At 58.9% G+C, this 12,029-nt stretch carries 11 protein-coding genes and 1 pseudogene; 6 read left to right on the top strand and 6 right to left on the bottom strand.

Going from position 1 to position 12,029, the window contains the following annotated elements:
* The 6 genes and pseudogenes from EGI20_RS13715 to EGI20_RS13690 all read left to right on the top strand — a co-directional run.
* Positions 1–342 (top strand): annotated as a pseudogene (locus EGI20_RS13715) (phosphate ABC transporter substrate-binding protein PstS); the annotation flags it as partial.
* Between the two features lie 84 nt (positions 343–426).
* Positions 427–1,389: a phosphate ABC transporter permease subunit PstC gene (gene pstC, locus EGI20_RS13710; protein WP_498632141.1), complete on the top strand. Its 963-nt coding sequence runs from the start codon at positions 427–429 to the stop codon at positions 1,387–1,389.
* A gap of 83 nt (positions 1,390–1,472) precedes the next feature.
* Entirely contained in the window at positions 1,473–2,309 is an 837-nt protein-coding gene (pstA, locus tag EGI20_RS13705; RefSeq protein WP_498632144.1) for a phosphate ABC transporter permease PstA, read from the top strand.
* Positions 2,310–2,318: 9 nt separating this feature from the next.
* Positions 2,319–3,083 (top strand): phosphate ABC transporter ATP-binding protein PstB, encoded by a 765-nt coding sequence (gene pstB / locus EGI20_RS13700; RefSeq protein ID WP_160794112.1) that lies wholly within the window; start codon positions 2,319–2,321, stop codon positions 3,081–3,083.
* 205 nt (positions 3,084–3,288) lie between these two features.
* Complete coding sequence (locus EGI20_RS13695) at positions 3,289–4,863, top strand: inorganic phosphate transporter (RefSeq protein WP_498632140.1); 1,575 nt, start codon at positions 3,289–3,291, stop codon at positions 4,861–4,863.
* Between the two features lie 215 nt (positions 4,864–5,078).
* Positions 5,079–6,542: an inorganic phosphate transporter gene (locus EGI20_RS13690; protein WP_498632138.1), complete on the top strand. Its 1,464-nt coding sequence runs from the start codon at positions 5,079–5,081 to the stop codon at positions 6,540–6,542.
* Between the two features lie 206 nt (positions 6,543–6,748).
* Here the strand turns inward: EGI20_RS13690 and recG are convergent, their stop codons facing one another.
* The 6 genes from recG to EGI20_RS13660 form a co-directional block, all read right to left on the bottom strand.
* Positions 6,749–8,797, bottom strand: coding sequence for an ATP-dependent DNA helicase RecG (gene recG / locus EGI20_RS13685; protein WP_498632137.1), 2,049 nt, complete (start codon positions 8,795–8,797; stop codon positions 6,749–6,751).
* A gap of 81 nt (positions 8,798–8,878) precedes the next feature.
* Positions 8,879–9,310 (bottom strand): DUF2147 domain-containing protein, encoded by a 432-nt coding sequence (locus EGI20_RS13680; RefSeq protein WP_498632136.1) that lies wholly within the window; start codon positions 9,308–9,310, stop codon positions 8,879–8,881.
* Between the two features lie 67 nt (positions 9,311–9,377).
* Positions 9,378–10,217 carry a PhzF family phenazine biosynthesis protein gene (locus tag EGI20_RS13675; protein ID WP_498632134.1) on the bottom strand — a complete coding sequence of 280 codons (840 nt, stop codon included), beginning with the start codon at positions 10,215–10,217 and terminating at the stop codon, positions 9,378–9,380.
* Between the two features lie 111 nt (positions 10,218–10,328).
* On the bottom strand, positions 10,329–10,715 hold the full coding sequence (locus EGI20_RS13670; protein WP_124734695.1) for a RidA family protein: 387 nt from the start codon (positions 10,713–10,715) through the stop codon (positions 10,329–10,331).
* 4 nt (positions 10,716–10,719) lie between these two features.
* Positions 10,720–11,907, bottom strand: coding sequence for a radical SAM family heme chaperone HemW (hemW, locus tag EGI20_RS13665; protein WP_498632132.1), 1,188 nt, complete (start codon positions 11,905–11,907; stop codon positions 10,720–10,722).
* Positions 11,904–12,017, bottom strand: a complete 114-nt coding sequence (locus tag EGI20_RS13660; protein WP_498632142.1) for a non-canonical purine NTP pyrophosphatase — start codon at positions 12,015–12,017, stop codon at positions 11,904–11,906. Before EGI20_RS13660 ends, hemW begins: the two co-directional genes overlap by 4 nt.
* Positions 12,018–12,029: the final 12 nt, after the last annotated feature.

The following is a 12,029-nucleotide window of genomic DNA, read 5'->3' as shown; positions in this document are numbered from 1 at the left end:
AATGCATCCGGCAGCTTTATCCAGCCGGACGACAAGAGCTTTGCCGCGGCAGCAGCTGGTGCCGACTGGAAAAATGCCCCCGGCTTTTACCTGATCCTGACCAATGCCCAGGGCAAGGAGAGCTGGCCTATCTCTAGCGCAACCTTCATCCTGATGCAGCAAAAGACCGACAAGGTTGAAGGCAGCAGCGAAGCACTGAAGTTCTTCAACTGGGCCTATCAGGATGGCGGCAAGATGGCGCTGGATCTGGATTATGTGCCTCTGCCTGCCGTCGTACAAAACCAGGTGCGCAACTCGTGGAAACAGATTGCCGCCAGCAATGGTCAGGCACTCTGGAAATAAGCCCGGCCACCACGGATCTGTGCGGCAGATGGCCGGGGAGACTCTCCCCGGCTTTTTGCCTGACTAAGCCAGAGTAGATTGAGTATGGAAAAATATAAGAACACCTCGCATCTGAAACGCCAGATGCAGATAGATGCCCTGTTCCGCATCAGCACACGCTTTTTCGCCTTCTTTGTGCTGGCCATGCTGCTGGGTATTCTGTTTTCACTGCTGGTCGGCTCGCTGCCGGCACTCAAACACTTCGGCTGGGGGTTTTTGACCAGTACCGAATGGGATCCCGGTGCCGAAAACTTTGGCGCGCTCGTGCCCATCTACGGCACCCTGATGACTTCCTTTATTGCCCTGCTGATCGGCGTGCCGGTCAGCTTCGGCATTGCACTATTTCTGACCGAACTGTCCCCGCCGTGGCTCAAGCGCCCGCTGGGCATCGCCGTCGAGCTTCTGGCCGGCATTCCATCCATTATCTACGGCATGTGGGGCCTGTTTGTTTTTGCCCCCTGGTTTGGCGACCATATCCAGCCCTGGATCATCGACAATATGGGCGAGTTGCCGCTGGTCGGCTTCCTGTTTCAGGGCGCACCGATGGGCATCGGCATCTTCACCGCCGGCCTGATTCTGGCCATTATGGTGATTCCGTTTATTGCATCGGTGATGCGCGACGTATTCGAAGTCGTGCCCCCCATGCTCAAGGAGTCGGCCTATGGTCTGGGCGCTACCACTTGGGAAGTGGTACGCAATGTCGTACTGCCCTACACCAAAACCGGTGTAATCGGCGGCATTATGCTGGGACTGGGACGCGCACTGGGCGAAACCATGGCGGTGACTTTTGTGATCGGCAACTCCACCATCTTTGCTTCCGGCCTGTTTGATGCCGGCAACTCGATTGCGTCTTCACTGGCCAACGAATTTGCCGAAGCGACCAGCGAACTGCACTTGTCGGCGCTGATCTCTCTCGGTCTCATTCTGTTCTTCATTACTTTTGTCGTGCTCGCCTGCTCCAAGCTGCTATTGCTACAGCTCAAGAAGCAGGAAGGCCGCCACTCCTGATGAGCGCCCCCCGCATGGAACAATCATTGACCCGCACCGGCAAGGCTAATGCAGTGAAAGATAAAAGCTTCTCCCGCAACAATATGGTCTACCGCAAGCGGCGGCTGATCAATCTCTTCAATATGGGGGCATCCACGCTGGCCATGGTATTCGGCCTGTTCTGGCTGTTCTGGATATTGTGGACGCTGCTGCGCTTCGGCATCGAAGGCATGTCGACCGAGGTGTTCACCCAGATCACCCCGCCACCCGGTTCGCAAGGCGGTCTGGCCAATGCCATTGTCGGCTCCTTGCAGATGACCTTTTTCGGCACCCTGATCGGTACGCCTATCGGCATTCTGGCAGGCGTTTATCTGGCCGAATATGGCAGCCGCGGCTGGCTGGCACCGGCGACGCGCTTTATCAACGACATCCTGCTATCGGCGCCCTCCATCGTGATCGGCCTGTTTATCTATGAGGTCTATGTGATCTCGGTCGGGCACTTCTCCGGCTGGGCCGGCGCGCTGGCGCTGTCCTTGCTGGTGATACCGGTCGTGGTACGTACCACCGAAAACATGCTGCGCCTGGTTCCAAACAGCCTGCGCGAAGCGGCCATTGCGCTGGGTGCACCACAGTGGAAAGTGACCATGTATGTCACCTTGCGCTCGGCCAAGGCCGGCGTGATTACCGGCATCTTGCTGGCCGTGGCCCGCATCTCTGGCGAGACGGCGCCACTGCTGTTTACCGCACTGAACAACCAGTTCTGGAGCGATATGAACCAGCCTATGGCCAACCTGCCCATCGTGATCTTCCAGTTCGCCATGAGCCCGTATGAAGACTGGCATCGCCTGGCCTGGGCCGGCGCCTTGCTGATCACGCTAAGCGTACTGACCCTGAACATCGTGGCCCGCTGGATGGGTCGCCAAAAAACACAATCGCACTAAGGCAGCACCATGACTGAAAACGCAAGCAAACTGCAAGTCAAAGACCTGAACTTCTACTACGGCAACTATCAGGCACTCAAGGGCATCAATCTGGAGATCCCGGCCAATCAGGTGACCGCCTTTATCGGCCCATCCGGCTGCGGCAAATCCACGCTGCTGCGCGTGTTCAACCGCATGTTCGAACTGTATCCGGGCATGCGCGCCGAAGGTGAAATCCTGCTGGACGGTGAAAATATCCTGGCCCGCGATGTTGATATCAACCTGCTGCGCGCCAAGATAGGCATGGTGTTCCAGAAGCCGACGCCGTTCCCGATGTCGATTTACGACAACATCACATTCGGTGTAAAACTGTATGAAAACCTGTCGCGCGTCGATATGGACGAGCGGGTGGAATGGGCACTGAAGAAGGCCGCGCTATGGAACGAGGTCAAGGACAAGCTCAAGCAGTCCGGCAACTCGCTGTCCGGTGGCCAGCAACAGCGTCTGTGCATCGCCCGCGCCGTTGCCACCCGTCCCGAGGTCGTGTTGCTGGATGAACCGACATCGGCGCTGGATCCGATTTCTACCGCCCATATCGAAGAACTGATACATGAATTGAAGGCGGACTACACCATCGCCATCGTGACCCACAATATGCAGCAGGCGGCCCGCGTATCGGACTACACCGCCTATATGTATCTGGGGGATCTGGTCGAGTTCGGCGAAACCGACGGCATTTTTACTGCGCCCAAGAAAAAAGCCACCGAAGACTACATTACCGGCAAGTTCGGCTAACCCATATAGGGTTAAAAACACAAACAACAAATACCAATAGCAACAAAGCAACCCCGATCTGTCTCGATCGGGGTTTTTCTTTTTTATCAGTGCCTTGCTACGGGTTTTTCGTCCCTACAATGGATGTTATTATGCGAGTGCCCGATACCAGCCTGAGCTAGACACCGTCAGGCTTTTTTGCTTTTGCATCAAACAGGATCAAGTCGTGGACTTACAAGACTTCAGTGATATCACCAAAGCAGCCGACAAAGGCCGCAATGACTTTATGCGTCTCGGTCTGGCGCTGCTCTTTATCGTGGGTGCCGTGATCTACAGCACCACCCTGGGTCACGTCAGCCTGCCGATGATGGTGGCTGCCGGTATCGGCGCCTATATGGCGATGAATATCGGTGCCAACGACGTGGCCAATAACGTAGGCCCGGCAGTCGGTTCCAAGGCGCTGACCATGGGAGGCGCACTGATCATCGCCGCCATTTTCGAAGCAGCCGGCGCCCTGATTGCCGGCGGCGAAGTGGTCTCCACCATTCGTAGCGGCATCATTGACCCCAGCCTGATTCCGGACAAAGCTGCCTTTATCTGGATCATGATGTCGGCACTGCTGGCAGGGGCCTTGTGGCTGAATATCGCCACCGTTGTTGGCGCACCGGTGTCGACCACCCACTCCATCGTCGGCGCCCTGCTGGGCTCGGGCGTAATGGCGGCCGGTTTCGGCATCGCCAACTGGAGCAAGGTCGCTACCATCGCGGCCAGCTGGGTCATTTCGCCACTGTTAGGCGGCATCATTGCCGCGGCCTTCCTCTATTTCATCAAGCGCACCATTACCTACCAGACCGATATGAAAGGGGCGGCTGCGCGTATCGTACCGATTCTGATCGCGCTGATGGCCTGGGTATTTACCAGCTATCTGCTGCTCAAGGGTCTGGCACGCATCTGGCCCATGAGCTTTGCCAACGCCATGGGCGGCGGCGTCGCGGCAGGCATTCTGAGCTATCTGATACTACGTCCGCTGATTGCCCGTCGCGCCGCTGCCTCTGAAAACAATAAGCAAGCCATCAACCGGCTCTTTACCGTGCCGCTTATTTTTGCTGCTGCCTTGCTCAGCTTTGCCCATGGCTCCAACGATGTGGCCAATGCCATCGGCCCTCTGGCGGCCATTGTCGATGCTCTGCAAACCAGTGGCGACAGCATAGGCAGCTCGGCCGGCATTCCGCTCTGGGTAATGATGGTCGGCGCACTGGGCATTTCAGTCGGTCTTGCGCTATTTGGCCCCAAGGTCATCCGTACAGTAGGTAACGAGATTACCGAACTGGACCAGATGCGTGCCTACTCGATCGCGATGTCGGCCACCATGACCGTGATCTTCGCCAGCCAGTTGGGGTTGCCGGTCAGCTCGACCCATATCGCGGTCGGCGGCGTATTCGGCATCGGCTTCTTGCGTGAACACCTGAAAAACCGCTATGCCATCATGATTGCCCAGATCAAGGCACATCATCCCGAAGACGACCAGCCGGCGATCGATGCCTTTATTGCCAAGTTTTCCCAGGCCAGCGTCGCAGAAAAAGGCCAGCTGCTGCAAGACCTCAAGCTGCGCATGAAGACGCTGCAAGACCCAGCGCACTTTTCCAAGCGCGAGCGCAAAGAGTTACGTCAGGTTTACCGCACCGAACTGGTCAAACGCTCACTGATCATGCGCATTGCCGCGGCCTGGGTCATCACCGTGCCCGCTTCTGCCGTTTTGTCGGCCGGTATTTTCTATCTGGTACGCGATCTTAGTTTTTGAACGCATGGTGCGGTTTAAGCCGTAAATCATACAAAACAGGCAACTCCCAGACTCAGGGTGCTGCCTGTTTTTTTATGCCCGTAACAGCGCAAAACCGCGCCAATCAAGCATCGGCAAGAACGCCGCATGATGCTGCGCAATATAATTACCGTATACGCTTGACGCGCATTGTTTTGCCCCCAACAATCGCGCCTTTATGACAACAAATGACCGTCATGTTTGACCTTTTTACCGGCCTCGCGCCTGTCGTTATTCTCACCCTGGTCCTGTCTTTGGGACTGGTTCTCGCCTTCGAATTCATTAACGGTTTCCACGACACCGCCAATGCGGTCGCCACGGTGATCTACACCCAGTCGATGAAGCCGCAACTGGCCGTTGTCGCCTCGGGCTTTTTCAACTTCATCGGCGTGATGACAGGCGGACTGGCGGTCGCCTACTCCATCGTGCACCTGCTGCCGGTCGATTTGCTGGTTTCGGTCAATAGCGCACGCGGCATGGCCATGGTGTTCGCCCTGCTGGTGGCCGCCATCAGCTGGAACCTCGGCACCTGGTACTTCGGCCTGCCCGCCTCCAGCAGCCATACGCTGATCGGCGCCATCCTCGGCGTCGGCGTTGCCAATGCCTGGATGAATAATGCGCCGCTGGCCCAGGGCGTCAACTGGAGCAAGGCCATTGATGTCGGCTCTTCGCTGTTGTTATCCCCGCTCATCGGCGGTGTCGTGGCAGCCGTCATGCTATTGCTGCTGGCGCACTTTCGCCCGCAAAGCAATATCCACCGCACCCCGTTCCAGCGCCAGCAGGTTGAAGGGCGCAAGCATCCGCCGTTCTGGACCCGCTTTATGCTGATCCTGTCGTCCATGGGCGTCAGTTTTGCCCACGGCTCCAACGATGGGCAAAAAGGCGTAGGCCTGATCATGCTGGTGCTGATCGGCATCGTACCCGCCAAGTTCGTTTTGAACCTGGACAGCACGCCTTACCAGATTGAACGCACCCGCGATGCGGCCCTGCATCTGCAACAGTTCTATGCACGCAAGGCGCCAGAAATGCAGGTACTGCTGGCCAAACAACCGGTCAAGACCACGACCGGCAAGTTCGACTGCAAGCCGCTGAACACCGCCGGCACGGCCGAGTCGCTATTGGCGACGCTTGGCACCAATGACTATCACCTTTTGAATGCCGAGCAGCGCTGGAATATTCGTGCCGACCTGTTGTGCCTGGACAATGCAGCCAAGACCGCGCTCAAGCTGCCCGGCCTTAGCAGCACCGAAAAGCAGCACCTGACCGGCTTGCGTAAAGACCTGACCGCCACCACCGAGTATGCGCCGACCTGGGTGATCGTCGCCATTGCGCTGGCGCTGGGTCTGGGCACGATGGTGGGCTGGAAGCGGGTGGTGAAGACGGTAGGTGAAGGCATAGGCAAGAAAGACATGACCTATGCCCAAGGCGTGTCGGCGCAAGTCACGGCCGCGACCTCGATCGGTCTGGCCAGCGTATTCGGTTTTCCGGTGTCGACGACGCAAATCCTGTCCAGCGCAGTTGCCGGCACCATGGTTGCCAACAAGTCCGGCCTGCAGATGTCGACCATACGCAATATCCTGCTGGCCTGGGTATTTACCCTGCCGGTGTCGATGGGACTGTCGGCCGGCCTGTATATCCTGGGTACACGCTTGTTTGCCTGATAAAAAAGCGGCAGCAAGGGCAGAAACCGATAAAAACTTGATGCAGATCAATAGCAATCGCAACCTATACTATTGATACGTAAACGGTTAAGTACTAATATAAATACCGCTTCATATGGTTTCTCCTTTGTTGTTTGCAGCAATATCCCATTCGCTCCGGCTCCTCAGCCGGGGCCTTTTTTTTGTCTGCCAAGATCCATCCCCGCTTACGCCTTAAGGAAATGCTCGCGCCCGGCCAGCCAGCGCGCCAAATGGGCGGACGCAGACGCGGGCGATTTTTCCAGCAAAACCGGCGCCATCTCGCGTGCCGACTCCAGCAAGGCCACATCCTCCTCCAGATTGGCAAAGCGCAACATGGGCAGACCGCTCTGGCGCGCGCCCAGAAATTCGCCCGGACCACGGATCAGCAAATCCTGACGCGCAATCTCGAAGCCATCGGTATGTTCGAAAATAACCCGCAAACGCGCCTTGGCAAGATCCGATAACTTCGATTCGAACAGCAGCACGCACGTGCTTTTGGCTGCCCCCCGCCCGACCCGGCCACGCAACTGGTGCAACTGCGCCAGCCCCATGCGTTCGGCGTGCTCGATCACCATCAGGCTGGCATTGGGCACATCGACCCCGACCTCGATCACCGTCGTAGCCACCAGCACCTGCGTCTCGTTGCGGGAAAACGCCGCCATCGCCTCGGCCTTTTCCGCCGCTTTCATGCGGCCATGCACCAGACCTACCTGCCACTGCGGCAAATCCTCGCTCAGGCCGAGATGGGTATCGACGGCGGTTTGCAGCTCCAGCGTCTCGCTCTCCTCGATCAGCGGGCATACCCAGTACACCTGCTGCCCCTCGCTACAGGTCTTGTTGACATAGGCTACGACCTCGTCGCGGCGCGCCGAGCTGATCAGCTTGGTGACTATCGGCGTACGCCCCGGCGGTAGCTCATCGATCACCGAGACATCCAGATCGGCGTAAAAGCTCATCGCCAGCGTGCGCGGAATCGGCGTCGCCGTCATCATCAGCTGGTGCGGCTCGGCGCCCTTGCCCTGCAAGGCCAGGCGCTGCCCCACACCAAAGCGGTGTTGCTCGTCGACAATCACCAGCCCCAGCTTCTCGAAGCTCACCTCGTCCTGAAACAGGGCATGCGTGCCCACCGCCAGACGCGCCTCGCCCGAGGCAATCAGCGCATTCATTTCGCTACGCGCTTTTTTGCGCAAGCTGCCGGACAGCCAGGCGACCTTCACCCCCAGAGGTTCCAGCCAGGCCGACAGCTTGGCGTAATGCTGCTCGGCCAGAATTTCGGTCGGTGCCATCAAGGCCACCTGAAAACCGGCTTCGATCGCGCTCAGGGCAGCCATCGCCGCCACCACCGTCTTGCCGCTGCCGACATCGCCTTGCAACAGGCGATTCATCGGATGTGCCAGCGCAAGGTCTGCGGTAATCTCGGCCAGTACTTTTTGCTGCGCTCCAGTCAAGGCAAACGGCAACCGGCTAATCAGTTGCTGGCGCAGCGACTGGTCTCCCACAATGACCGGCGCCTTGCCCGAGCGCCGTGCGCGGTAGGCCAGACGCATCGACAGCTGTTGCGCCAGCAATTCATCGAATTTCAGCCTTTGCCAGGCCGGCAATAAGGGATTGCTCAAGGCCTCGGCCGATAGTTCGGGCGGCGGCGCATGCAGCAAGCGTACCGCATCGGCAAACGGCACCAGACCCAGCCTTGCAATCAGCGCCGCCGGCAAGGTCTCGTCCAGCTGTTGCGCCTTGAGTTCGCCCTGTATCATGCGCCGCAGCACTGTCTGGGTCAGCCCGCTCAAGGTCGGATAGATGGGGGTCAGACTGTCGGCCAGGGCCTCGTCCGCAGCCACTTCGCGCAGCTTGGGGTGCACCATCTCGTCGCCGTAAAAACCGCGCCTGACTTCGGCCAGCGCCCGCACCCGCTTACCCTTGGCCAGCGCCTTTTGCTGGCTGGGATAAAAGTGGATAAAGCGCAATATCAGCGTGCCGCTGCTGTCCTCTATCTGCACCACCAGTTGGCGGCGCGGCTTGAACTGCACCTCGGAAGAAATCACCTCGCCCTCCACCAGCACCGCCTTGCCATAAGGCGCACTGGCAATCGGGTAGACATGGGTTTCATCTTCGTAGCGCAGCGGCAGATGCAGGATAAAGTCGAAGCGGCGGCGGATACCCAGCTTTTCTAGTTTCTTGAGAGTGGCAGGTGCGGCCAGCGGCACTTGGCTGGCGATATCGATAGGGCTAGGCATAGTCGACGATTGTACCCAAAAACAAAAAGCGGAAAGCTATCGCTTTCCGCCATTGCGTATCCCCCACAGACAAAGCCGCGCTTAATTGCGCTCCCAGACCTGGGTGCGGCCCAGCAAAGCCATGCCGATAAAGCCGCGTACTTCCAGCTTGTTGTCGCCTTCCAGCTTCATCTTGGCGCTGTAGACCTTGCCCGATTTCGGGTCGAGAATCTTGCCACCGGTCCAGCTATTGCCGTCTTTTTTCAGCCCCCACAGGATGTTCATGCCCACCACCGGCTTGCCCTTGTTCGCGCCTTCGCAAGCATCACATACCGCTTCCGGCTTGTTGAACAGCTTGACGATCTTGCCGGACAGTTCGCCGCCAGCCGATTCCGAGATCTGCACCAGCGCCTTGGGCTGCTTGGTTTCGTCGTCTATCGTTTTCCAGGTTCCCACCACGCCGGCGGCCAGTGCAGAGCCGGAAACCAGTGTTGCCAGCATTACCAGCGCGGCGTTTTTCCACATTGCTTTCATTATCCCCCCTCGTCTTCAAACGTGTGTTTGAGTGAAGACTCCAGAATGCCAACCTATGCAGATGGCGTCAAGCGCAGAAAACGCCCTGCCCCATCATCTGCACCCGGCCGCCCACCTCGACCCGCCCTGCAGCATCGACATCCAGATACAGGATATTGGGCCGGCCGATGGCCTCGCCCTGCACCACCCGCCACGACAAGGGTACCATACCGGCTTCGGCACACCAGGCACCCAGGTTGGCGCAGGCCGAACCGGTGCCCGGGTCTTCCAGCACCGCACCGCCCTGACCGTAAAACAAGCGCACCGTAGCCACGCCATCTTCGGCATGCCATAGATAAGCCACCGAGCGCCCGGGAAACAGGGTCGCGCCAGCGGCAAACAGCAGCGGATCGGGTTTGGCCGCCAGCACCGCATCGCGGCTGGCGGCACGCAAAAGCAGTTGCTCGGAGCCGGCATTGACCCAGACCGGCGCTGCGGCCATGGCCGACACATCCAGATTCAGCATCGCCGCGGCTGTAGCAGAATCCAGATCCGCCGCACGGCTCGTCGCAGGGCGGGCACACAAACGGTAGATGCCCTCATGCTCGCGAATGGCGATCTCGCCGGCACGGGTATTCAGGCTAAAGTGCGCGGGTAAACCCAGCAGTTTTTGCAGCACGGCGGCACTGCCCAGCAACGGATGGCCGGCAAAGGGCAGCTCAAGCGCCGGCGTAAAAATGCGCAAGGCAGCGGCGCAATCATCCGTACCCGGCAAGACAAATACGGTTTCCGACAAATTGAACTGCCGGGCAATCGCCTGCATATCGGCGTCGCTGAGTCCCGAAGCATCGGTAAATACGGCCAGCGGGTTGCCACCCCAGCGACTTTCGGCAAAGACATTCACAAGCAGATAGGAAAACGCCGTCATCGCAGGCCTCCGGAAAAATGAAATACGCATTGCAACACAGAAGCTGCAGCATGCAAAACGCCGCCGGATTTGGCCCGGCGGCGTTTAGTCTATCTGGCAACAGATGCAGGCTTATTCGCCCAGCACCATCACGCCTTCGGCTTCCACCAGCACGCCGCGCGGCAGCGAGGCAACGCCAACGGCAGCGCGTGCCGGATAAGGCTCGGCCATGAATTCGGCCATCACTTTATTGAAGGTGGCGAAATTGGACAGGTCGGTCAGATAGGCATTGAGCTTAACGATATCGGACAGCGAACCGCCGGCGGCTTCGCACACGGCCTTGAGGTTGGTGAACACCTGACGGGTTTCGGCTTCGAAACCGCCTTCAACTACGGCCATGGTAGCCGGGTCGAGCGGGATCTGGCCCGACAGGTAAACGGTATTGCCGGCCTTGACGGCCTGCGAGTAAGCGCCGATTGCGGCAGGCGCCTTGTCGGTGTGGATGATTTCTTTTGCCATGCTGTCAGTCTCCATCGTTCAAAAACAGGGTGAGCAGATCATTCAAAAAACGCTGCCCCTTCAGGCTAGGGCGAATCAGGCCGCCCGTGCGTTCCAGCAGGCCGTCTTGCCCGGCCTGCTTCAGTTCGCGCGCAATCAACACCAGCGGCAAGCCGGTGCGGGCGGCAAACAGTTCTTCTTCAAAGCCGCCGGTCAGGCGCAGCGCATTTAACATGAACTCGAATGGCAGGTCCTGCCGCCCGACTTTATGTGCTTCCTGCACCGGCTTGCCGGCTGTGACCGCCTTCAGATAGGCCGCCGGTTGCTTGTAGCGCGCCTCGCGCAGTACGCCGGCGTGCGAGCTGATTTTGCCATGGGCGCCGGCACCGATGCCGACATAGTCGCCAAAGGTCCAGTAATTACGGTTATGCCGGCATTGGTATCCGGCTCTGGCAAAGGCCGAGGTCTCGTAATGCTCGAACCCGGCGGCGGCCAGCCGCGCTTCGATCGCTTCTTGCATATCGGCCGAGCGCTCGTCGTCCGGCAGATTGGCCGGCGTATAACGCGCGAACAGGGTATTGGGTTCGATGGTCAGGTGATAAGCCGACAAATGGGTGATGCCGTAGCTAAGCGCGGTATCGATATCGGCCAGCGCCTGTTCCGGCGTCTGCCCAGGCAGGGCATACATCAGGTCGAGGTTGACGTTGTCGAAATGCGTCAACGCGATCTCAACCGCCCGGCGCGCCTCGTCGCCATTGTGGATGCGCCCCAGTCCTTGCAAAAAAGCCGGATCAAAGCTTTGCACACCGATGGACAGGCGGTTGATGCCGGCCGCACGATAACCCTTGAACTTGTCGCTTTCAAAGGTACCGGGGTTGGCTTCCATGGTAATTTCGGCATCCGGATGCAGGCGCACCCGCGCGCGTATGCCGCACAGCAAGGCATCCATCGCCGCCGCCGAAAACAGGCTGGGGGTGCCGCCGCCCATAAAGATGGTCGTCACCGGCCGTCCCCAGATCTGCGGCAGGCTGCTTTCCAGATCGGCCAGCAAGGCCGCGACATAGCCCATTTCGTCGAAGCCGTTTTTGGCCTCGTGCGAATTGAAGTCGCAATACGGACACTTGCGCACACACCACGGGAAATGGATGTAGAGCGACAAGGGTGGCAGCTCTTTCAGGCCACCGCTAAGCGCCGAAATATCGATCACGCTCATGCAAAGGCCTTGAGTTTGGCCAGCAGCACCTGCATCGCCTGCGCGCGGTGGCTGACGCGGTTCTTCTCGTCGGACGGCAGTTCGGCCACGGTACAGCCATAGTCGGCCAGCCAGACATAAGG

It is taken from the genome of Aquitalea sp. S1-19 (assembly GCF_024343515.1).
This window is presented reverse-complemented; position numbering and strand designations above follow the sequence as displayed.